This window comes from Acinetobacter higginsii, assembly GCF_000369845.1.
GTDB lineage: Bacteria > Pseudomonadota > Gammaproteobacteria > Pseudomonadales > Moraxellaceae > Acinetobacter > Acinetobacter higginsii.
This window is the reverse complement of the sequence record NZ_KB850211.1, coordinates 174,451-195,764: the sequence shown is the minus strand read 5'-3', so window position 1 is coordinate 195,764 and position 21,314 is coordinate 174,451. Positions and strand designations below refer to the sequence as shown.

23 protein-coding genes and 4 tRNA genes are annotated in these 21,314 nt (G+C 41.9%); 6 read left to right on the top strand and 21 right to left on the bottom strand.

The window, feature by feature from the left end:
* Window positions 1-402: 402 nt before the first annotated feature.
* The 3 genes from F885_RS19015 to F885_RS20965 all read left to right on the top strand — a co-directional run bounded on the left by F885_RS19015 (window position 403) and on the right by F885_RS20965 (window position 2,880).
* On the top strand, window positions 403-933 hold the full coding sequence (locus F885_RS19015; protein WP_005312399.1) for a PAAR domain-containing protein: 531 nt from the start codon (window positions 403-405) through the stop codon (window positions 931-933).
* Window positions 923-1,549: a type VI secretion system amidase effector protein Tae4 gene (locus tag F885_RS19020; protein ID WP_005312397.1), complete on the top strand. Its 627-nt coding sequence runs from the start codon at window positions 923-925 to the stop codon at window positions 1,547-1,549. Before F885_RS19015 ends, F885_RS19020 begins: the two co-directional genes overlap by 11 nt.
* 1,016 nt (window positions 1,550-2,565) lie before the next feature.
* The gene (locus tag F885_RS20965) at window positions 2,566-2,880 is read left to right on the top strand and encodes a hypothetical protein (RefSeq protein ID WP_005312393.1); all 315 of its coding nucleotides are present in this window, start codon (window positions 2,566-2,568) and stop codon (window positions 2,878-2,880) included.
* 66 nt (window positions 2,881-2,946) lie between these two features.
* Here the strand turns inward: F885_RS20965 and F885_RS19025 are convergent.
* The 14 genes from F885_RS19025 to rpe all read right to left on the bottom strand — a co-directional run bounded on the left by F885_RS19025 (window position 2,947) and on the right by rpe (window position 12,859).
* A tRNA-Pro gene (locus F885_RS19025) sits at window positions 2,947-3,023 on the bottom strand.
* A gap of 4 nt (window positions 3,024-3,027) precedes the next feature.
* A tRNA-His gene (locus F885_RS19030) sits at window positions 3,028-3,103 on the bottom strand.
* 36 nt (window positions 3,104-3,139) lie between these two features.
* Window positions 3,140-3,216 (bottom strand) — tRNA-Arg (locus F885_RS19035).
* A 68-nt stretch (window positions 3,217-3,284) separates the two neighbouring features.
* Window positions 3,285-3,361 (bottom strand) — tRNA-Pro (locus F885_RS19040).
* A gap of 143 nt (window positions 3,362-3,504) precedes the next feature.
* Window positions 3,505-4,569 carry a quinolinate synthase NadA gene (gene nadA, locus F885_RS19045; RefSeq protein ID WP_005312391.1) on the bottom strand — a complete coding sequence of 355 codons (1,065 nt, stop codon included), beginning with the start codon at window positions 4,567-4,569 and terminating at the stop codon, window positions 3,505-3,507.
* Between the two features lie 143 nt (window positions 4,570-4,712).
* Window positions 4,713-5,933 (bottom strand): bifunctional glutamate N-acetyltransferase/amino-acid acetyltransferase ArgJ, encoded by a 1,221-nt coding sequence (gene argJ, locus F885_RS19050; protein ID WP_005312390.1) that lies wholly within the window; start codon window positions 5,931-5,933, stop codon window positions 4,713-4,715.
* A gap of 349 nt (window positions 5,934-6,282) precedes the next feature.
* Window positions 6,283-6,771: a methylated-DNA--[protein]-cysteine S-methyltransferase gene (locus F885_RS19055; RefSeq protein ID WP_005312387.1), complete on the bottom strand. Its 489-nt coding sequence runs from the start codon at window positions 6,769-6,771 to the stop codon at window positions 6,283-6,285.
* Window positions 6,772-6,788: 17 nt separating this feature from the next.
* Window positions 6,789-7,106 carry a DMT family transporter gene (locus F885_RS0120000; RefSeq protein WP_004655532.1) on the bottom strand — a complete coding sequence of 106 codons (318 nt, stop codon included), beginning with the start codon at window positions 7,104-7,106 and terminating at the stop codon, window positions 6,789-6,791.
* A gap of 157 nt (window positions 7,107-7,263) precedes the next feature.
* The gene (locus F885_RS19060) at window positions 7,264-7,809 is read right to left on the bottom strand and encodes a hypothetical protein (RefSeq protein ID WP_005312384.1); all 546 of its coding nucleotides are present in this window, start codon (window positions 7,807-7,809) and stop codon (window positions 7,264-7,266) included.
* A gap of 10 nt (window positions 7,810-7,819) precedes the next feature.
* Window positions 7,820-8,311, bottom strand: coding sequence for a hypothetical protein (locus tag F885_RS19065; protein WP_005312382.1), 492 nt, complete (start codon window positions 8,309-8,311; stop codon window positions 7,820-7,822).
* A gap of 82 nt (window positions 8,312-8,393) precedes the next feature.
* Complete coding sequence (locus F885_RS19070; RefSeq protein WP_005312380.1) at window positions 8,394-9,296, bottom strand: copper resistance protein B; 903 nt, start codon at window positions 9,294-9,296, stop codon at window positions 8,394-8,396.
* Window positions 9,283-11,307: a multicopper oxidase domain-containing protein gene (locus F885_RS19075; RefSeq protein ID WP_005312376.1), complete on the bottom strand. Its 2,025-nt coding sequence runs from the start codon at window positions 11,305-11,307 to the stop codon at window positions 9,283-9,285. Before F885_RS19075 ends, F885_RS19070 begins: the two co-directional genes overlap by 14 nt.
* A 70-nt stretch (window positions 11,308-11,377) precedes the next feature.
* Window positions 11,378-11,803: a hypothetical protein gene (locus F885_RS19080; RefSeq protein WP_005312373.1), complete on the bottom strand. Its 426-nt coding sequence runs from the start codon at window positions 11,801-11,803 to the stop codon at window positions 11,378-11,380.
* Between the two features lie 369 nt (window positions 11,804-12,172).
* Entirely contained in the window at window positions 12,173-12,859 is a 687-nt protein-coding gene (gene rpe, locus F885_RS19085; protein WP_004804570.1) for a ribulose-phosphate 3-epimerase, read from the bottom strand.
* A gap of 181 nt (window positions 12,860-13,040) precedes the next feature.
* Between rpe and F885_RS19090 the strand changes: the two genes are divergently transcribed.
* Both F885_RS19090 and F885_RS19095 read left to right on the top strand, forming a co-directional pair.
* Window positions 13,041-13,316: a DUF2218 domain-containing protein gene (locus tag F885_RS19090; RefSeq protein ID WP_004655547.1), complete on the top strand. Its 276-nt coding sequence runs from the start codon at window positions 13,041-13,043 to the stop codon at window positions 13,314-13,316.
* Between the two features lie 117 nt (window positions 13,317-13,433).
* Window positions 13,434-14,441, top strand: coding sequence for an OmpA family protein (locus F885_RS19095; RefSeq protein ID WP_005312369.1), 1,008 nt, complete (start codon window positions 13,434-13,436; stop codon window positions 14,439-14,441).
* A gap of 89 nt (window positions 14,442-14,530) precedes the next feature.
* On the opposite strand, the gene fghA is transcribed toward F885_RS19095, so the two are convergent.
* The 7 genes from fghA to F885_RS19130 form a co-directional block, all read right to left on the bottom strand.
* Window positions 14,531-15,370 carry an S-formylglutathione hydrolase gene (fghA, locus tag F885_RS19100; protein ID WP_005312367.1) on the bottom strand — a complete coding sequence of 280 codons (840 nt, stop codon included), beginning with the start codon at window positions 15,368-15,370 and terminating at the stop codon, window positions 14,531-14,533.
* On the bottom strand, window positions 15,339-16,784 hold the full coding sequence (locus F885_RS19105) for a C13 family peptidase (RefSeq protein WP_005312364.1): 1,446 nt from the start codon (window positions 16,782-16,784) through the stop codon (window positions 15,339-15,341). Before F885_RS19105 ends, fghA begins: the two co-directional genes overlap by 32 nt.
* Window positions 16,785-16,987: 203 nt before the next feature.
* Window positions 16,988-17,797, bottom strand: coding sequence for a class I SAM-dependent methyltransferase (locus F885_RS19110; protein WP_005312362.1), 810 nt, complete (start codon window positions 17,795-17,797; stop codon window positions 16,988-16,990).
* On the bottom strand, window positions 17,797-18,618 hold the full coding sequence (locus F885_RS19115) for an undecaprenyl-diphosphate phosphatase (RefSeq protein WP_005312359.1): 822 nt from the start codon (window positions 18,616-18,618) through the stop codon (window positions 17,797-17,799). Before F885_RS19115 ends, F885_RS19110 begins: the two co-directional genes overlap by 1 nt.
* Window positions 18,619-18,626: 8 nt before the next feature.
* The gene (gene tsaB, locus F885_RS19120; protein ID WP_005312356.1) at window positions 18,627-19,325 is read right to left on the bottom strand and encodes a tRNA (adenosine(37)-N6)-threonylcarbamoyltransferase complex dimerization subunit type 1 TsaB; all 699 of its coding nucleotides are present in this window, start codon (window positions 19,323-19,325) and stop codon (window positions 18,627-18,629) included.
* Between the two features lie 131 nt (window positions 19,326-19,456).
* Window positions 19,457-19,984: a gamma carbonic anhydrase family protein gene (locus F885_RS19125; RefSeq protein ID WP_171068186.1), complete on the bottom strand. Its 528-nt coding sequence runs from the start codon at window positions 19,982-19,984 to the stop codon at window positions 19,457-19,459.
* Window positions 19,985-20,008: 24 nt separating this feature from the next.
* Window positions 20,009-20,623: a CoA pyrophosphatase gene (locus tag F885_RS19130; RefSeq protein WP_171061072.1), complete on the bottom strand. Its 615-nt coding sequence runs from the start codon at window positions 20,621-20,623 to the stop codon at window positions 20,009-20,011.
* A 121-nt stretch (window positions 20,624-20,744) separates the two neighbouring features.
* Between F885_RS19130 and F885_RS19135 the strand changes: the two genes are divergently transcribed.
* Window positions 20,745-21,293 (top strand): NUDIX hydrolase, encoded by a 549-nt coding sequence (locus F885_RS19135; RefSeq protein WP_005205731.1) that lies wholly within the window; start codon window positions 20,745-20,747, stop codon window positions 21,291-21,293.
* Window positions 21,294-21,314: the final 21 nt, after the last annotated feature.

Below are 21,314 nucleotides of genomic sequence, written 5' to 3'. Positions count from 1 at the left end.
GCTATACTCTGTTTTTTCTTTTTAAAAAGTGGAAGCATTATGCCGAACACGGCATTTAAATACTGTTGTAGTTGTCTAACCAATTCATATCAATATAAGCAACTTAACTGGATCATCCTCAAAGCGCAATAGCCAAATCAAGCAATGCCCTTGCAGTAAAAATGCAATCTTTCAGAAGCCAATAAGTCACCTCCTAATAATATTCATTCATGTCTATTTAAAACTGGCAAAAGGCTCAGAATGGACTCATCAATCAACACTTCAAACTTTCTCCTTTAACACATCAGGACAATGTTTGCATTCCACTTTACTTTGAATAGCTAAACCAAGTAAATAAACCATTTATTAGTTTTATTAAAACAAATTTTTTAAATAACTGAAGATTATTTACTGGATAAAATAATGAAGGCACTCATCACCAAAGGTTGTCATACAGACCACGGTGGCATAGTACAAGAGGCAGATCACACCTTTCTCATTGAAGGGATTCCAGCACATGTAGAAGGAATGAAGCACTATTGCCCCAAATGCCAAGTGATGGCTACAGCTCAATCCTCAGGCAAAGGCTTTTTAATGGCAGGCACGAGAACAATTATTGTGGCGGGTGACAAAGCCACTTGCGGTGCAACTTTTTTCCCGAATCAAAGCCTTGTGGTGAGAGATAACGGAATCGGTACAGGCACGAATAGTTCATCCGCTGTTAGCAACTTCCTCAATACCAGCAGCCCTCAAGTTTTTGATGAGCAAGTTGCCGCTGAGTTTAGTTTTGCCGAAGGTATGCCCTACTTGATCGAAACAGCTGACGGTAAAATCTTTCAAGGCACAATTGGCGCTGATGGGAAACTGCCACGGATTGAAACAGAGGGACATGCTTCTTATAAGCTCTATTTAGGTGAAGAAGCACTCACCAAGCGTGGTGGCGATGCCAGTTAATCAATCGGGAACAGTTAAAACAAATCCCAAACGAGGCTCTGTTGCGGCTTGTAGTATGGTGGGAATCGTTCCAATTACCTTTAAAGAGTTATGGGATAATTACTATGGTGACAAAACTCCACCTTATAACATTAATGGACAAGCCCCGAAAGGGTTTGAAAATCAATGTGCAATTCGAATGAGCGTGACTTTGCATAAAGTAGGTGTAAAGATGACTACTTTTTCTCAGAACAATATTAAACCTGAAGGAAAAGCACCTACGCTTGGTCGTATTGTATTAAACAATAAGGCGACAGCAACAAGAGCGAATGAGATGGCTGTCTGGCTTCAAACAAGACCTGTTTGTGGGATTGGCCCTGCTATCGTCATAACTGGGAGAGATTGGCAATCAAAAATCAAAGGTAAAACAGGAATTATATTTTTCGGAGAGTATTGGGAACGCGATGATGAAAGTGCAGATGCAGCAAGCGGTGGACATATAGATTTATGGAATGGGAAATCACTAACTCCCAATTGGGCCTCAACGCTCCGCTTTACACTCGGTATCAATAGAATATTCTATTTATATGCTGATTTAGGGAAATCTAAAAGAATTTGGTTTTTTGAGGTAAAATAGTGAAAAAAATAATATATCCAATTTTAAGTATCATCCTTGTAGTAATTATTTTTTTTGGGCTACCTCTAACCTATGAATTTATGATTCCTAATTCATCTGTATGTTCCGAAGGGTGCGATCCAACATTTAGGAAATTTGTATTTGTATTTGGCCTTATAAGTTTAATCATAGCACCCACACTTGGTTATTTATTAGCAAAAAAAACTGTTAATCGTAAAAATATTTATTCCTTTCTTGCCTTCTATTTAATGATTTATTTAGTCATTGTTTGGTACAGCACAGGTTATGGCTACGGACTCAATTTAAGCTATTAAATAGATGACTCTCTAAAAAAGAATGAATAAGTTTTTGTATATTTGCATTGGAATCATAGTGACATTTTCTCTTATGATCATAGTCCCTAATTTGTATTTAGCTATTATTGATCGAGATACCTGTCGGGAGGGATGTAGTCGAGCATACAATGATTTTTGTTTGTGGGTATTTCTTATATCAATTTTCTTTGGAGCTGCTTTAGCCTATCTAAAGAGTCTTAAAAAAATTTCATATAAAAGCATATTTTTCTGGGCAATTTTATTTTCAATCATTTGGATAGCAACAACATGGTACGGCCTAGATTATGGGTATGGAAAAAACCTAAGTTATTAAATTTGAGGTCCAATGATAAAAAAGATTCTATACCCAATGGTAGGGGTAATATTTATTTTAACAATTATGCAGTTTTCATATGACCCATTTGTTTTTGTTACAGGAAAAATCCCCTGCAAAGAAGGATGCAGTACTGAGTTTATTTCCATACTCAAATATTGGTTTTGGGGAGTAATACTTACGACAATTACATTAAGTTATTGCTACGCGATTCAAAAAATAAAGAAATTAATTTTATTTTTCTATTTCAGTTTATTTTTTCTTACACATATATTTTTAATGTGGTACGCCTCGACCTATGGCTACGGACTCAACTTAAGCTATTAAATTTTAAAATATAAATAGGATTTTCTTGCCGAGGTAAAGTAATGAAACATACATTATGGGTTCTAGCTGGGGTTTCTTTAGTTGCAATAATCATTTTTATTGTACCTCAGTTTTTTAGTTTAATTTATACAGGTCAATCGAGATGTCGAGAAGGATGTAGTGCTGATTTTCTAATAATTGCAAGAACATTTACTTGGATAAGCCTCTTTTCGGGTGGACTCATCGGATACTTATTTTCATTAAGAAAAGTTGGTAGTAAAACAATATTTTACTTCATTATTTTAATTATTTTTTTATTAGTTTTGCTTTCTTGGTATTCAACAAGTTATGGCTACGGACTCAATTTAAGCTATTAAATTCAAAAAATCCAGACGTAAAAAAACCGCTAACTTAGCGGTATTTTATCTCATCTTTTAAGATGATGGTCGGAGCAGTAGGATTCGAACCTACGACCCCCTGGTCCCAAACCAGGTGCACTACCAGGCTGTGCTATGCTCCGAAATTGGGGTGAATGACGGGATTCGAACCCGCGACAACTGGAATCACAATCCAGGGCTCTACCAACTGAGCTACATCCACCATCAAAACTTTGATTCTATATACCAAGCTGCCAAATGGCGCGCCTGACAGGATTCGAACCTGTGACCATCCGCTTAGAAGGCGGATGCTCTATCCAACTGAGCTACAGGCGCATAACGATGATAATACTATCACGATACTTCGCCGATATTTAAAACTATGTTTTTCAACACATTTTAAATGGTCGGAGCAGTAGGATTCGAACCTACGACCCCCTGGTCCCAAACCAGGTGCACTACCAGGCTGTGCTATGCTCCGATTTCTTTTCAGCTTTTAGTGTATCGCACATCGTGCGGTACGGTGTGCATTCTAGGCGCGACGCCCTAGAACGTCAACACCTATTTTCCAAAAAACTAATAAATCCTTATCAAATGTATATTTAACAAGCATTTTCAGACATTTTAGCGTTTCAAAGAAGCACTAAAGTTCAACATTCGATCTAAGGGTAATTTCGCACGTTCAGCTAGGGCTGGATCAACGTATATTTCTTGATCAGCGTGCTGTAATACATGCAAAATACCATCCAGTTCGTTCATTGCCATCCACGGGCAATGTGCACATGAACGACAAGTAGCCCCCTCACCTGCAGTTGGGGCTTCAAATAATTCTTTATCAGGCGCTGCTTGCTGCATTTTATAGAAAATGCCGCGATCTGTTGCCACGATCATTTGTTTATGCGGCAAGGTCTGTGCTGCTTTAATCAATTGCGAGGTACTTCCCACCGCATCTGCAATATCCACCACTGATTCAGGTGACTCAGGGTGAACCAATACCGCAGCATCTGGGTAAAGTGCTTTCATTTGTGCAATACCACGCGCACGGAACTCTTCATGCACGATACATGCACCATCCCACAACAACATTTCAGCGCCAGTTTTCTTTTGAATATAGCGACCTAAATGCTGATCTGGTGCCCAAATAATTTTTTCACCTAAACTGTCCAAGTGCTCAATGATCTCTACCGCACAGCTTGAAGTCACCACCCAATCGGCACGTGCTTTCACAGCCGCTGAGGTGTTGGCATAAACCACCACGGTATGATCAGGGTGTTGATCACAGAATGCAGTGAACTCATCGACAGGACAGCCCAAATCGAGTGAACAGGTGGCTTCTAGGGTTGGCATCAACACGGTTTTTTCAGGGGATAAGATTTTTGAAGTTTCGCCCATAAACTTCACGCCTGCCACCACAAGCGTTGTTGCAGGATGATCACGACCAAAACGCGCCATTTCCAATGAATCAGAAACACAGCCACCTGTCAGTTCGGCAAGCTCTTGCACTTCCGGATCACAGTAATAGTGAGCCACAAGCACTGCATTGCGTTTTTTCAACTCTGCTGCAATTTGGGCAAACTTTTCTTGTTTCACTTCTGGGCTAAGGCTATTGTCCTTTGGCTCGCCCAAACGATCTAAATGCGCCTGCACAATATTTTTGGCTTCGTTCGCAATTAAATTCGCATCATTCATAAAACGTCTTCTCTATCCTGCGTGCTTGCATCACTGCAAACTTTTAACGTGGGTAATGGCGTGATCATTTGGGAAAAATCACCTCATCCACAAACTAGCTTATAAAAAAAGCCCCACTGTGGAGGCTTTATTATAACGCAAATTTATGAGCGATAATCGGCATTAATTTTGACATAGTCGTAAGAAAAGTCACAGGTATAAACCGTATCTTTTGCTGTACCACGACCAAGGTCAATACGAATGCTAATTTCTTTCTCAGCCATGACGGCTGCGCCCGCTTCTTCGGTATAGTCTGGGTTTGCACCACCATCTAAGCAGATTTGTACATCACCAAGCCAAACTTGAACTTTGCTGCTATCTAGGTTTGGCACGCCCGCCTTACCAATCGCCATTACAATACGCCCCCAGTTTGGATCTGAAGCGAATAAAGCCGTTTTAATTAACGGTGACTCAGCAACGCTATAGGCCACATCACAACATTCTTGGGTATTGGCTCCGCCTTCCACCTGAACGGTAATGAACTTGGTTGCCCCTTCGCCATCACGCACAATCAATTGCGCCAAACGATTCATGATACGTGCAAGCACATCGAGCACTTGTTGATAACGTGCATCGTCTTGGCTCTGAATTTCAGCACCGCCAGCTAGACCCGTTGCGACAAAGATACAAGAGTCATTGGTCGAGGTATCACCATCAATGGTAATGCGGTTAAAGGAATGCTCAACCGTGGTTTGCAGTAAACGCTGTACCAATTCAGCACTAATCGGGGCATCGGTTGCAACGAAGCTGAGCATGGTCGCCATATTCGGACGAATCATACCTGCGCCTTTGCTGATTCCCGTCATGGTATAGGTCACACCATCCAACTCAAACTGTTCAGATGCACCTTTTGGTGTGGTATCTGTGGTCATGATGCCTGATGCCGCGTCTGCCCAACGATCTGCATTTAAATCATTTAATGCAGGTTGAATGCCTTGTGCTAAACGTTCAATCGGGAGTTGCTCACCAATCACACCAGTTGAAAAGGGTAAAATCTGATTGGCTTGAACCCCGGTTAACTCAGCTAACTTGGCACAAGTCGCTTCTGCATTTTTATAACCAACTGTTCCTGTTGCAGCATTGGCATTGCCCGTATTGATAATCAAGTAACGTGGGGTATTTTCTGTTAAATGCTTTTTACTCAATTGAACAGGCGCAGCTGCAAAAGCGCTTTGGGTAAATACCCCTGCAACATTTGAGCCTTCGGCAAATTCAAAAATGACTAAATCTCGTCGATTTGGATAACGTACATACGCCTCAGTTGAGCCAATTTTTACACCCTGCACCACATGCATAAGTGGCATTGTTACGTCACCAACAGCCATTTTTAAACTTCCATTCAATTTGTTATGAAAAAGAAAATGAATACATACCCTATATATGAGACTTGGAAAGGTCATCTACAACCTGCGTGGTATTTGTAATATCCCGTTTCTGCGATAGATAAAACAAATGCAACAAGTGAACAGGTTTTGTAGATGACAATGCCTTTGGTTACTTTGGGCGAAACCAAAGTAACTCGAACCGAAGGTTATTCCTAATATTGAATTACACTAAGCAAGACACCGCCTCGCTAATAACTGAGTTACGGTTCAAGTCATAAAATATGTCGATTCATATCTGTTAAGTAGCTTATTCCAAAAAGAAATGAAAATCGAGTATTAACACTACAGATTATGGAATTTGGCTTTGCTCTAAACTGAGTAAAATCTGCTTCTTATCCAAACCACCCGCAAAACCCACCAAAGCCCCACTCGAACCAATCACCCGATGACACGGCGCAATAATCGAAATCGGATTCTTACCATTGGCGGCTCCAACAGCACGTACCGCTTTTTCATTCCCTAACTGAATAGCAATCTCTTTATAACTACGTGTTTCCCCATAAGGAATACTCAATAAAGCCTGCCAGACTTGTTGCTGAAATACAGTGCCTTGAAAATCAAGTGGTAAATCAAACTGCTGACGTTGCCCTGCAAAATATTGTTCTAATTGTTGTTTGACGCGATGCAGCATTGGATGCTGGCGATCTTCAATCAATTCAGAAAGCCGCACCCGTTTATGGTCTTCATTGTCCCACATCACGGCGACCAGTGCCTGATCATGAGCAACCAGCTTTAATGCACCCACAGGAGAATCCATGTACATATACACCAGTTGCATCACGCTCTCCTCAATCATTAATTTGATGATAACTTCATCAATACAAGACCTGAAACGATTAATACCGCTGCGATCATTCGCATAGCTGTCATCGGTTCATTCAAGATCAAAATACCGACAACAAATGATCCTATTGCCCCGATTCCCGTCCAAATGGTATAGGCCGTTCCAAGTGGAAGTGTCCGCATCGACATGGAAAGTAATACCACACTTAAAATCATGAAAACAATGGTCACGATACTTGGCGTTAACTTGGTAAATCCTTCAGACATCTTCATAGAATATGCCCAAATCACTTCAAAAATACCTGCCAAAATTAAAATTGCCCATGCCATTTTATTACGCTCAACTTTATCGAGTGTCGGGTCGTCCCAACGTGATTCTTTCGAGGGAGGTCGTCCTCCTAGGTGCAGCAGTGTACTGTAAAACATGAAAATTATGTGATTTGTTCTGTATCTAAAACCACTAAGACATTGGTTCTATTAAAATAAATTATTGCCAGATAATCTGATCGACCCGCATCAATTCACATGCACCATTGCCCGTATCTTCTCGAGATAAAGAACTCTTCCAGCGCCAGCCATCTTGGGCCTGAATCTCAACCAGAGAACCCTTTAAATACACCAAATCTTCTTGTTTAATTTTTTTCATTTGTGCTGCAATTGTGGCATTGGCGGGAACCAGATGCATATTGGTACTGTGTGTTGCAATCTGCCGCAATGGAATGGGTGGCTCATGATCAATAGACCAACGATACCAGCGGTTACTTTGAGAAATATCAATCTGTTTGTAAACCTGAGGATTGGCCATTTCACCCCAGCCTACGGCGATATCCATAGGAGAAAACTCAGCTTCACGCCCTAAATGATAGTCTTCTCTCGACAGTACACGAAATGAGCCTTCATAATTTTCTAAGGCCACAACTTGTACCCCTTGCTGAGTCGTAATCTGACTGATATCAGGTGTAGGCTTAATCCATTTTGTCCACAGCATCCAGCCGAGTGCAATCACTAGCAAGCCATACATCCATCTCGGCATGTTATTGATCCTATTTATTGCCTAAAGCTTTTATCCATTGCTTAAATCGCGTTAAAGCAGTTGAAAAGAACTGTTGAATCAGGCTTAAGACATTTTCATCTTGCTGCTGATCTTTATTCTGAGCGACTTGTGGTTTAGAGGTCGCCAGTTCCATCGGTTCATAATGCGGCATGGTTTGCTGTAATTCCGCACCGAGATTCAAGCGCTGTAATGCGACAGTCACCTCAGCAATCGAGTCCTGATGATAGAGAGCTAAATGGCGTGCTTCTAAATCAATACAGTGTTCAATGAGTTGATCTGAAAAAGGCAGTAATGCTTTTCTTACGCGCTGCTCTTCTACAGCACTACTCATATGAGGGATATAGTAAAAACTCACATTCATACTGCCATCGGCAGGAATCAACTCAAGCTGAGAAGCCGACACACGTTGAGATTTTTCTCGCAAGTTAGTCGACGCGTTTAGTTTATCTATTATTGGATTGTCTTGTTGTTCTAAAGCCATTTATGCACCATGAATGACTCAAAAAAGATACTGTCAGTATAAACCAACAGTATCTCGAAAAAATGACATTTTAAACAAAATATCAGAACTTTAGCGACAGACCAGCACCATAGACCCAACCTGTTTTGGAGTCACTGGCGGTTTGCCAATTGGTTTCCTTACGCCCTTTGCTATAACCATAGCCAACATCGATAAAAGGCATCACTCGATTCTTGACGATTTCATAGCGGGTTTTAACCCCCACTTCTGCATCGGCAAGCCCTGTTTTAGCAGCATACTTGGATTCATCCCGCAGTACCCATTCCATTTCCAGATATGGTTGCAGAATCAACTTTTGAGTCAGCAACAAATCTCGTTCTGTTTCCAACACAAAGCGCCATTGTTGGTCTTGTCCGACATACAGATGCGCATCGGTTTCGAAGAAATACTGCGCCATGCCGTGAAAACCAACAACACCCTCAAATTGTTCCTTATCCACCTCACGTTCAGGGTTATAGCGATAATTTACCCCAGCTTGTACATCCCAGAAATCTGCAATATTCCGACTGTATAGCGCAGCCAGACTTTGCTCCGATTTTTCTGACTCGGCCTTGGCATAGTCCGCGATGATGAATAATTTATTTTCATCAGTTCCCACCCAAGTTTTTAACTTGGACTTAAGCGTGCCTTGCCCATCTTCATCAAGTAGCCATTGCGTATCTAACTGCGTTGACTGATAAATCTGTCCACCATGTTCCTTATAATGTTCAGCATGCCCATCTTGATTCTGCATCTGGGGGGAAATGCTTGGGCTTTGATGCTGTGAATGGTCCATCGGCATGGATGCATTCATTGTCATGTTTTGCTGTGCCGACATATCCATTTGCATCGAGTGATCATGTCCTTCATGTGCATAGGTCAATGCACTGAAAGAAGAGACAATGCCACCAATCGCCAATAATTGTGTATAACGTTTCATCTTAGAAGATTGCTTAGTGATGTGCATGGCTCGCTCCTTGAGATGACTGAACTGGTGTTGTTGGTGCTGCTTTGCTGTCATCCACATTGGCGACAATTAACTTACTCATCATGCCCGCACTCATGTGATACAACAGATGACAATGGATCGCCCATTCACCGATTTCATCCGCAGTCAATAAAGCCGTAACCGTCTTACCTGGTGGTACAACCAGAGTATGTTTATTTGGCATATCTTGAGGTGCCTGACCATTTTCCAGCTGCATAAACATGCCATGTAAATGCATCGGATGCGCCATCATACTGTCATTGACAAATTTGAGTCGGATACGCTCGCCATAACGCACGGTTAAAGGCTTAAAATCAGGATCGCTAAATTTCTTGCCATCAATGGTCCAGATATAACGTTCCATGGTTCCACCCAAACGAATTACCACTTCACGTTCTGCTGGACGGCTATAGCTTTCAGGTTGTGGCTTTAAAGATTGCAAATCTGCATAACTTAACGCTTTATGGCCTGCTGGCGTTGCCGCATTGGCCCAGCCTTGCACAGTATCCGTGTTTGATGTGTCCGTCGTAGTGGCAGCTGATTGATGCTGGCTATGGTCCATATTGCTCATATCCATTTGAGCATGTGCACTGTGATCCATAGCAGGCTGCGAAGTCGTTGCAGTCTTCGCCTTATCTTGCGACATCTGATGCTGGCTATGATCCATATTCGCCATGTTCATTTGAGCATGTGCACCATGATCCATAGCAGGCGGCGAAGTCGTTGCAGTCTTCGCCATATCTTGCGGCATCTGGTGCTGGCTATGATCCATATCCGCCATATTCATTTGGCCATGTGCACTGTGATCCATAGCGGGCTGTGAAGTTGTTGCAGTCTTCACCATGTCTTGCGGCATCTGATGCTGGCTATGATCCATCTTGCCCATATCCATTTGACCATGTGCACCATGATCCATACCCATATCTTCCATGGTTAATAAGGCACGTGGACGCGCTTTAGGAATCTGAACCTTTTGGGTATTGGGCGTCATGCTATTGTGCAGTGAGCCAATAGCAAAGCCAGTACGGTCAATCGACTCTGCTTCAATCTGATAATGGGCTTGTTTAGGCTCAACCAATACATCATAAGTTTCGGCTGTTCCAATACGGAATTCATCCACAGGAACAGGTTTCACGGGCTGGCCATCGGCACTGACCACCGTCATTTTTAAGTTGGGAATACGTACATCAAAGAAAGACATTGCTGAAGCATTGATAAAACGTAAACGTACTTTTTCACCCGCGTTAAAAGCACCAGTCCAGTTTTGTTGTGGTGTCTGACCATTGACCAAGAAGGTGTAGCCATCTACATCGCCCATGTCGGTTTTGGCCATACGCATCTGATTCCATGCGGAACGGTCTTGCCACGTGGCTTTTAAACCCAGCGTTTTAACTTGTTTCCAGACATCACCCAGTGTTTCACGATGATTTTGGTAGTATTCAGCAGACTTTTTCAAATTCGCCATGATCTTGTCACTTTCCGTTTCATGGAAATCCGACAACATCACCACATAATCACGTTCAGCTTTTTCATGGGCAGCAACAGGTTGCTTGCCTTTTGGATAAATCACCAACGCGCCATACAAACCATCTTGTTCCTGCCCTTTGCTATGTGCGTGATACCAATAGGTGCCGTTTTGACGTACTTTGAAGCGGTATTCAAAACTGCCATTCGGCTTAATCCCTTGGAAACCATTAAAACCTGGTACACCATCCATCAATCCAGGCAACAATAGTCCATGCCAATGCAAAGAGGTATCTTGATTTTTGAGTTGGTTATGCACATGAATGACCGCTTCATCACCCTCTTCAAACTCTAAGAGCGGGGCGATAAATTTACCGTTTACGGTAATGCGTTTGACGGGCTTGCCAGTGACATTCACCATCCCTTCATTAATGTTCAGATGATATTCTTTAATTGCAGCCAAAGTATAAGGCGCAAACAATAGGCTTAAGCTAGCGACAACACCAGCATATAGTTTTGAAGACATGATAATTTCCTAATCTGTTAGCTTTTCAAATTGCTCTGTTCATGAATCGAAAGAGCCGAGTAAAGACAGATCAGGCTTTAGGAGGGCGTAAAATCTCTTGCCAATAACCAGCAAGGTGTCGAGCCTGATAATCCGTATTGGTACGGGTACTCAACTCTAAAAATGGCGAAGACGTTAGACTTGGGCTATGTTGATCCAAACCTAAATTAATGCTTTGACAATGTGAGGTACTATTGCAGTCCAGACAATGTTGATCGCTATGCATTTTCCCATCATGGCACTGTGCTGAACTGAGTGAGTCACTTTTCGAACTTGGCATCTGATGATGTTGATCCATCATTTGCTGATCGTGACACGCCATGCTTGGCATAACCGTTGAAGTATTTTGATCGGATTGAATCGCTTGAACAGCGGCAACAGCCACACCACTTCCCCCGATGAAAAATATCATCAGGAATACAAACCACAGACGTTTGTATCGCTTAAGAAGTTGCACTTATGTTCCTTATTCCAATCATCAAAAAAATAACTTAACCTTCCTAGGATAATTTCTTTTGCAGTTATACACAATCATCTTTATGTTTGAATTTCGATCATTCCAGCCAAACCTCGCTCCTAACTGCTGTTTTATCAAGCTAAACGGCACATCAATAAGCATGAGCAAAAATAAAGCAAAATGAATAAGTTAATGCACAAAAAAAGGACAGAAAACTGTCCTTTTTTCATCATTTTGTTGTCAATATAAACAACTGAAATCATTTTGTTTATTTTAACAACATCTTATCCACTTGGTTATCAACACGGTTATCCACCGAGTTATAAACAAAGTTATCCACAAGACTATGTGAATAATAGAATGAAAATACTAAACTTCTTTTGCACCAACTTGTGCCAACTCTGCACGCATTTGATCAATCACGGTTTTATAGTCTGGCTGACCAAAAATTGCTGAGCCTGCAACAAACATATCTGCACCAGCTTCTGCGATTTCACGAATATTGGCCGGTCCTACGCCGCCATCTACTTCTAAACGAATATCACGACCACTGGCATCAATAATTTTGCGTGCTTGACGAAGCTTTTCCAAAGTCATTGGAATAAATTTCTGCCCACCAAAGCCTGGGTTTACACTCATCAACAAAATTTGGTCAACTTTATCCAATACATAATCAAGATAGTGCAATGGCGTTGCTGGGTTGAACACCAAGCCTGCTTTGGCGCCACCGGCCTTAATCAACTGTAATGAGCGATCAATATGATCCGTTGCTTCTGGGTGGAAGGTAATAATATCTGCACCGGCTTCTAAGAAATCACCGATCATACGATCAACAGGTGAAACCATTAGATGCACATCAATCGGCGCTTTGATGCCATAGTTTTTCAGTGCCTTACATACCCCCGCACCAAAAGTCAGGTTAGGTACATAGTGGTTGTCCATCACATCAAAATGTACAACGTCTGCGCCCGCAGCTAGAACTTTCTCTACGTCTTCACCTAAACGTGCAAAATCAGCAGATAAAATCGAAGGCGCAATTAAATAAGGCTTGGACATGGACGACCTGGCAAACTCTAAGAAAATAATGCAAGGATTATAGCAAATTTAGCGAACTTAAGTCTGTTACAAAGTCATTATTAGGACATTGCAAACTTGCAACAACGCGTTGCATCTGAACTATTTTTATCTTTTCTCAGCTTTGCTATGGTATGGAGTGAAATAAGAGGATGTCTAAAACATGAACAGTACGACTCAAATCACAACCACTGAAGGAAAACGAATCAGTAAGCGCTTACTGAACCATTGGAAACATAAGTTTGAAGTCTTGGAAACCGAAACCCATTCAAAAATTTTTATGCCGACGGCCACGGTGACACTTACACCACAGGAACAACATTTGGCTGTACTGATTGAAAATCAACAAGAAGATGTAGCGCGTCTAGAACAGGTGGTACTGGATCATTTAAACCGTATGGCACAACAGGAATTTGTTGCTGAATGGCAGCATAGTTAAAAATTAAAAAAGTGTTAAATCAGCAGGCAGATCAGTATTTCAATTCGATCTGTCCGCTTAAAATTAAAAATAGTATTTTGTTTTGGATATCATGTATGCCTTAAATAGGGAAAGCATATGAATAAGAAATTTTCATCCGTCATGCTAATGACTGCAATCATCAGCCTAACGACCATCGGTTGTAGTAAAAAACCAGAAAAACAAGAGGCAGCCGAGACAAGTGCCGCGACTACAGAACATCAATCAGCTGAAGCACAAACAAAAACCGATAGCTTCAATATCAATCAAATTCCGATTTCGAATGTTGAACTTGGAGATTTTCCATTTATTCAACTCCCTAAAGGCTATCATTTTGCGCATCAATCTACTGAAAACTTCGCTCAAATGGAGTTTTGGGTCGGAGACAAACTTGAGAAAGTTGAGGGTAAACTTTTCAATGGACGGATCGATGCTGAAGAAAATAACAAACAAGCCTCCTTCTTGGAGCTACAGCGTAATTTGGATGCGGTTATTGGCAGCTTAGGCGGCAAAAAAATTACAGACAGTAAAATTCCGACAGAACTCAGCACCCAACTTTCAGAAAAATATGGTGTAGCTTATGTGGATGGATTAGGGGATATTTATAACAATCCGACACAAAGCTATGTGATTCATCAGAATCATCGAGATATCTGGTTTCAAATCACTCAAAGTGGACTATCAGCGGGTTTATTGGTCTTAGAAACCCGACCTATAGAAATCACCGCACAAGCTCTGTCGGCAAATCAGTTAAAAGCCGCTTTAGATCAAAATAATAAAGTTGATATACAGATTAACTTTGAAACAGATAAAGCAACACTGTTAGCAGATTCACATGAACAAATCACCCAAATATTGAACTTATTAAAAAGTGATGATGCGCTAAAACTTGAAATTAATGGCTATACAGATAACTCAGGCGAGTCCGCACATAATTTAAAACTCTCTCAGGCAAGAGCACAAACTGTTGTCAAAGCATTGACCGATGCAGGGATTGATCCATCTCGTTTAAAGGCGCAAGGCTTTGGCGATACCAAACCGGTTTCCAGTAATGAGAGTGAGGAAGGTAAAGCAAAAAACAGAAGAGTCGAATTAGTAAAATTATAATGCGCTAACAAATTAGGGGCTGTTGGCATTTCAGCTATGCCTTATGTTATAGGCTCAAACAACAGCCCCTAAGCAGAACCTTTCGGTTGTTAATTTTTTTCTAATTGAATCGCATGGAACTGTAAATGATCATCGATAAAACTTTGAATGAAGTAATAGCCGTGATCATAGCCTTTGTGTTGGCGCAAAGTCAGGTGTTGCCCTGCATCCAGACAAGCTTGCTTAAACTTTTCTGGGTTCAATTGCGCATAGAACTGATCATCCAAACCTTGATCAATTAAAATTTCATCAAATACACTGCCCTTTTGCTGAACCAAAGCCGTCGCATCATGTGCGAGCCATTGTTGTTGATCAGGACCCAAATATTGGGTGAATGCCTTTTCACCCCAAGGACAAATACTTGGTGCACAAATTGGCGCAAAGGCTGAAACCGATTTAAATTGCTCTGGGTATTTAAAGGCTAAGGTTAGCGCGCCATGTCCACCCATTGAATGCCCGAAAATACCGATTTGGTTTTCGATCACAGGCAATTCTTGCAAGACATGTGCATACAGTTCATCAACCAGATAGGACTCCATCTGATAATGCTCTGCCCAAGGCTGTTTCGTTGCATTGAGATAAAAGCCAGCACCCTGACCAATATCCCAATGATCGCCTTGAGCCACATCATCTCCACGCGGAGAAGTATCCGGCGTAATCAAAATCAGACTTAATCGAGCAGCCATTCGTTGCGCATGTGCTTTGATGGCAAAGGTTTCTTCAGTACAAGTCAGTCCCGCAAGATAAAACAAAGCTGAACAAGGCTTCCCCGCTAAAGCAGCAGGAGGCAAATAAACACCGACCTTAGTGCTTCCCTTTAAATGTTGAGATTCCAGCTGATAAATCCGTTGCTCACCCTCAAAACAACGGTTTTTTTGCAGTAGCTGCATGTTCATCATCCTGTGTTTTGGTTATATCTGTTGAAGCGATATTCTGAGTTGGAAATAAATAGGGCTCAAGCTGTGGCAACATCAGTTCCATATTACGTCCAATTGCCCACTGAGGCTCAGAAGGTTCTACCCCCTGTGCAATTTCCCATTTAGTCACGGTTTGCTTGGCTTGCTCAAATGCAGTTTTCATTGAATATTGTTCGCGCATTGCCAAATCAAAGAACGCTCGACCAAAATAAGTATAATCCGCTTCATTATTACAGCCAAACGAGGTTTTATCCGCAGCAGAAGCCGTAATAATTAAAGTATCTGGTGATTGTAATGCTGGAATAAAGCTACCTGAATAACACGCTGAAATCACAATCACACGCCAACGAATTCCAGATTTATCTAGTGTTTCTCTTAACCATTTTGGATCAACTTGACCTAAATCCAAGGGCGCATTTTCAATTTCAAAATGATTACGCTCACCATGCGAGGTCATATACAGAAACAAGACATCACTATCCCGATTCATTTGCTGGCCAATACGGCGTAAAGCCAATTCCATACTGGTTTTAGAGGCAATTGGAACATCTAAGCGTGTTGCTGGATTATTAATCAACATAATCGAGCGCCCGAAGGTTCCAAAACGCGTATCAAACTGTTCTCTTATACGCTCGATTTCAGATTTAAATACATCCACATAGCTATCACCTGCCACACCCATGAAATACCAGTGGCTTTTGGCGATATCCCCATATTGAATCTGATCCAGCGCTTTATCTAACAAATGACTCTGTGCATAGAAAGCATCTTCAGCGAAGCTTGGTGGAGTTTCTTCCACTTTCCAAATCGGCTGATCTTTCACTGAAAGTTGCCAAACCACCATAGTGGCAATGGTTGCGACAAAAACCAAAGCACGTTCCCACCACGGCCAGTTTAAAGCACGTGAAAAAACCCAGATCACAGCCAAACTTTGCCAAACAAACAGTCCAACAAATAAGGGGGGCAGGAAGCCGTTATAAATACTGTCAGGAATAAAATTGAGATAGCCGTTTGAGCCCAAATACTGAATGATGCATTGCAACAGTAGAATATTGGTATCCAACACCAACCATAACAAGGCAGGTACTAGCATCAGACGCGGCTGGTTCATGCGTTGGGAAAGGAAAATACCAACAATGAGCGCAATGAAAGGCCAAAGTGCATAACCAATTAGACCTTGGGAGTTAAACTCTCCAACTTGGCCTGCGACTAACCAGCTATATAAAGAGTTGGTACATCCTCCGAGAATTCCCCAAATAATGAGTTGGGTAATCGAGGGATGAACGATCTGTAAGGAACGACGAGACCCGAGGAACAACCACATTCCAGCAATTTGGTTACTTTTAAAATCATGCCAGATATTAATAGAGGGTTTAAGGTCTATCATAAAATTCTTCGGGAGTTTCTCTTTTCAAGCCTAAACTGAAAATATGCCATTCTAATCATTGAATGGGCATTACTTTTCCTAAAAAACGCGATGCGCGACTGTAGTGTAAGCTCGACAAGAATTTTTTAGCAATCATGCTTTTGCACTATATCACAAATCTTTACCGAGCATTGACGCAAGCCAAACAATCATTCAATTCTGATTCAAATTTGACCTTTTGGAAAATATGCATCAAAACGGCAGGCATCACCTAACCATTGATGATCAGGGGCTTGATCTGCCAGATAAACTGCGTGACGTGGACGCTTCACAATAACACGTTTGGCAATCTGTTGAGCCAAATGAAGTAGCTGATCACCTAAATCCATCTCGCCATCTTCAGGCAACAACATATGCAGCAATTGCATTTGTTTTTTGACTTGTGCCTGCTTTTTGACTGCTTGTTGATTCTGATCACGCTGTGGAAACATTGGATCTAAATACACCACATCCACCTGCTCGCCTTGCTGAGCTAATTGCTGTAAATAGGTATTGGAATCTGCATAAATCAGCTCAATTCGCTGCATAGAACTTTGTAAAAATGAATCTTGCTCAGCGTTGGCTTTGCTATATTCCAATAGCATAAACAGAATCGGATGGCGCTCAACTAAACGAACATTCGCCCCCAGATGGGCCATCAATAAACTGTCGTGACCTAAACCTGCGGTGGCATCAATTAAGGTTGGTTTTTCACCCAACTGACAGGCTCTGGCAATCATTTCTGATTTCAGACTGGCTCTTTTCAGACGAGGAATTTCAGCACGCCAATCAGGCTGCATTTTCATGCCATTGGCAGCGAGACTGAGCCCATCTTCATCCAAAATCAATGCCATGTCAGGATTCAAACGTAAAAAACGTGCATTAATTTTTTCAACTACCTGCCCGTTGAGCTGCACATTTAGTTCAGCCAAACGGGTTTGCAGTTGTTGAAACGGTTGTTCATATTCCGCTGGATACCAACATCGCATTTGCATTACCAATGCACCCAACCTGTCCACCATGTTGCAAGAATAAACAAACCAAAGATAATACGATAGTACGCAAATGCAGTGAAATCATGTTTAGAGACATAGCGAATCAAAGCGCGAATCACTACCAAAGCAGAAACAAAGGCAACAATGATTCCTACACCTAATACAGCCATATCATTGCTATGCAACTCATGACGCATCTTGTACATATCCAGTAAGCCTGCGCCCATCAGCACTGGAATCCCTAAAAAGAAGGAAAACTCTGCCGCAGCTTTACGCGATACGCCTAAGAACAATGAGCCAATAATAGTCGAGCCGGAACGAGACGTTCCAGGAATCAAAGCCAGACACTGAATCAAACCAATTAAAATCGCTTGCTTAAAACTCAGATCATCCACTTCTTGAGTGACGATCTGATGTGGACGACGTTCCGCCCATAAAATAATAAAACCACCGATAATCAAGGCAATCGCAACGGTAATCGCATTAAATAAATAGGCCTTAACCACATCACCGAAAGTCAAACCAATAATCACAATTGGAATCGAGGCAATAATCAGATTCAGACTTAAACGGCGACCTTGCTCTTGCCCCGTTAATGCACCAATCAGTGCACCCCACAATTTACCCCAATATTCATAGATCACGGCTGCAATTGCACCAATCTGTACAGCCACCGCAAACATATCCCGTTTTTCAACAGTCCAGAAATCCAACAGCTGACCTGTTAAAATCAAATGTCCTGTACTTGAAATCGGTAGAAATTCGGTAATCCCTTCCACCAATCCCATAATTGCTGCTTTAAATAGCAATAAAAGATCCATAATTAACCTTAGTCCGCTTTACCTTGTTCGGGAATTTTTTTCCAAGCATCATCACGTAAATACACAGGCAGCGCATATTCAGCATCGACCCATTTTTGTTGTGCCGCATATACGCGGGCAATCGTTGCAATGTCCTGCGCCGTTGCCTTGATGTTGACATTTGACGTGTGCTGATTGGAAGCCGCTTCTGAGTCTATGTCAGTTGGCTTAATTAATTCTGAACCCGAACCGATCGCTGTAAATTGGCAATACGCTGTGGCCTGCTCATAACTTAACAATTTCTCATCATCAATGGCCTGCATCATGCCCTGCTCATCTAGACTAAAATTGGCAATATAGACTTCTTGCATACGCGCATCGAGAACGGCTGTCACCTGCTCTAGGCCATTGAGACGATAAGCCGCCTGCGCCAAAGCCTGTAAACTTGAAACAGGAATAACAGGTAAATCTTGCGACCACGCTAAGGCCTGTGCTACCGCCGCATTGATGCGTACACCACTGAATGATCCTGGACCACGACTAAACGCGATCGCAGTTAAGTCAGCCAATTGCGTATCGGTTTGCAACAGGGCTTGTTCCGTTAAAGGTAAAATGGTTTGAGTTTGTGCCTTGGTTCGCTCATCCAATTGAAAATAGAGTTCTTGAGTATCATCAATTAATGAAACAGAACACTGCTCATTTGCAGTTTCCAATGCAAGCAACTTCATGCAAAAACCTTAGAGAAAAAGAGATAAAAAACGTCGAGTATCATACTCCACTCAAACGCGATAGGCGAGTTATTGTCTTTTTATCGCCATAAAAAAGCCAAGCATAAACTTGGCTAATTACACTGAAATGATTAAAACTGGAACGGCTCTAAATCTAAGAAATTTTTATAGTGTTCTGCATAATGCAAGGCACTTAAACGCAATCGGGCAGCCCCTTGCTCATCCAGCGTTTTCACTACTTTCCCCGGTGATCCCATCACGACTGAATTGTCAGGAATCACTTTCCCTTCAGGAATCAGAGCATTGGCTCCAATAATACAATTCTTGCCAATCACTGCATTGTTGAGGATTACAGCATTCATGCCAATTAAGGAATTATCGCCAATCGTACAACCGTGCAACATCACCTTATGCCCAATCGTGACATATTCACCCACATTCAATTCGATGCCTGCATCAGTATGTAATACTGCATTTTCCTGAATATTGGAAAAATTACCAATTCTTATCACACAATTATCGGCACGAACCACAGCGCCAAACCAAATACTCACCTGACGACCCAATTCTGCTTGACCAATTACTGTTGCTGTTGGAGCAACCCAGCCATCCCAAGGTTCATGTAACGCTTTTGGACTCAATCCCTGATAGGTATACATCATGATCAACAACTCTTAAAAAAATTAGAATTTAGATAAACCAAAATGAGGCGGATTCACTAAGAATGGCCAACTCTTTTGATAGCCCAATCCATATTGAAATAAGGAAATCAGCATCCGAGCTGTCAGCCCCCACACAATTTCACTTTCCACCTGCATACTTGGAAAATAAAGCGACTGCCGTGCCAATCGGACTTCATAAGGCAAAGGCTGAGCATCCATCAACTCTTGTAAAGGTGCAAAAAAGATTCGATCAATTTCGGTTGGCTGAGCGATTAATTCGACCTGAGCAGGGATTAATCCCACAATCGGTTTAACCGAGAGACCGCTTCGTGCACGTTGAATCGGTAAATCACCTAACAACTTTACATCAAAGGGATTTAAGGCTGTTTCTTCCTGTGCCTCACGTAAGGCAACCACGATATTACTGGTATCACTCGGATCACGCTTGCCACCAGGGAATGATACCTCCCCGGCATGTTGCGACAGTTGCATTGAACGGCGGGTCAGTAAAACTTTGGGTTGCGGCTCTTGGGTAATTGCAATCAAAACCGCAGCGTCCGCCTGCTGGATCCGTTTGGAAAAACGCAACCGTTGTTGTAAAAGCTGTATTAACGATGGTTCTTCCATATGACTCATCTCTTTGTTCTCTTTTTCCTTAATCAGCATCATAGCTGAAATTTTCGGTGCAATCATAGATCATGATGCGAAGTCATCAAAATTCAGTTATGCTGAGCTATCTCTACAGCCGATGATAATTATGAGCTTTTGCGTTGCGTGTGGACATCAAACTGAAGCAAAAATTCCAGTAGGTGATCATAAATCACGACTTGTCTGCACTCACTGTGGCAACATTCACTATGAAAATCCCAAGGTCATTTGTGGTGCTTTGGCCCTTTGGGATAACAAAGTGCTGTTATGTCGTCGGGCAATCGAACCTCGTTATGGTTTATGGACCTTACCTGCTGGTTATATGGAACTCTTTGAAACCATGGAGCAAGGTGCGGCACGTGAAACCCGTGAGGAAGCCGAGGCCGAAGTAGAAATCGAACAGCTGTATTGTATGTACAATATCCCACGTATTGGCCAAATCTATGTCCTATTCAAAGCGCATTTAAAACAAGGCTTATTTGGTGCGGGTGAAGAAAGTATCGAATGCCGTTTGTTTGAAGAACATGAAATTCCTTGGACCGAATTGGCTTTTCCGAGTGTAGAACAAACACTCCGACATTATTTTGCGGATCGTAAAACAGGGATTTTTCCAACCCATTTAGAAACGCTGGGAACACGACTCGACCATACGGGTTAAAATAAAAAAGACCGCCATTGC

Coding starts and splice junctions, on each gene's coding strand:
- tsaB (WP_005312356.1), bottom strand. CDS start 19,325: ATGAAGTTGCTTGCATTGGAAACTGCAAATGAGCAGTGTTCTGTTTCA.
- F885_RS19055 (WP_005312387.1), bottom strand. CDS start 6,771: ATGCAACTGGTGTATATGTACATGGATTCTCCTGTGGGTGCATTAAAG.
- argJ (WP_005312390.1), bottom strand. CDS start 5,933: ATGGCTGTTGGTGACGTAACAATGCCACTTATGCATGTGGTGCAGGGT.
- F885_RS19060 (WP_005312384.1), bottom strand. CDS start 7,809: ATGCCGAGATGGATGTATGGCTTGCTAGTGATTGCACTCGGCTGGATG.
- F885_RS19115 (WP_005312359.1), bottom strand. CDS start 18,618: ATGGATCTTTTATTGCTATTTAAAGCAGCAATTATGGGATTGGTGGAA.
- F885_RS0120000 (WP_004655532.1), bottom strand. CDS start 7,106: ATGGCATGGGCAATTTTAATTTTGGCAGGTATTTTTGAAGTGATTTGG.
- fghA (WP_005312367.1), bottom strand. CDS start 15,370: ATGCAGCTACTGCAAAAAAACCGTTGTTTTGAGGGTGAGCAACGGATT.
- F885_RS19095 (WP_005312369.1), top strand. CDS start 13,434: ATGAATAAGAAATTTTCATCCGTCATGCTAATGACTGCAATCATCAGC.
- F885_RS19130 (WP_171061072.1), bottom strand. CDS start 20,623: ATGAGTCATATGGAAGAACCATCGTTAATACAGCTTTTACAACAACGG.
- F885_RS19075 (WP_005312376.1), bottom strand. CDS start 11,307: ATGTCTTCAAAACTATATGCTGGTGTTGTCGCTAGCTTAAGCCTATTG.
- nadA (WP_005312391.1), bottom strand. CDS start 4,569: ATGAATGATGCGAATTTAATTGCGAACGAAGCCAAAAATATTGTGCAG.
- F885_RS19090 (WP_004655547.1), top strand. CDS start 13,041: ATGAACAGTACGACTCAAATCACAACCACTGAAGGAAAACGAATCAGT.
- F885_RS19125 (WP_171068186.1), bottom strand. CDS start 19,984: ATGTATACCTATCAGGGATTGAGTCCAAAAGCGTTACATGAACCTTGG.
- F885_RS19135 (WP_005205731.1), top strand. CDS start 20,745: ATGAGCTTTTGCGTTGCGTGTGGACATCAAACTGAAGCAAAAATTCCA.
- F885_RS19105 (WP_005312364.1), bottom strand. CDS start 16,784: ATGATAGACCTTAAACCCTCTATTAATATCTGGCATGATTTTAAAAGT.
- F885_RS19020 (WP_005312397.1), top strand. CDS start 923: ATGCCAGTTAATCAATCGGGAACAGTTAAAACAAATCCCAAACGAGGC.
- F885_RS19065 (WP_005312382.1), bottom strand. CDS start 8,311: ATGGCTTTAGAACAACAAGACAATCCAATAATAGATAAACTAAACGCG.
- F885_RS20965 (WP_005312393.1), top strand. CDS start 2,566: ATGAAACATACATTATGGGTTCTAGCTGGGGTTTCTTTAGTTGCAATA.
- F885_RS19110 (WP_005312362.1), bottom strand. CDS start 17,797: ATGCAAATGCGATGTTGGTATCCAGCGGAATATGAACAACCGTTTCAA.
- F885_RS19070 (WP_005312380.1), bottom strand. CDS start 9,296: ATGCACATCACTAAGCAATCTTCTAAGATGAAACGTTATACACAATTA.
- rpe (WP_004804570.1), bottom strand. CDS start 12,859: ATGTCCAAGCCTTATTTAATTGCGCCTTCGATTTTATCTGCTGATTTT.
- F885_RS19015 (WP_005312399.1), top strand. CDS start 403: ATGAAGGCACTCATCACCAAAGGTTGTCATACAGACCACGGTGGCATA.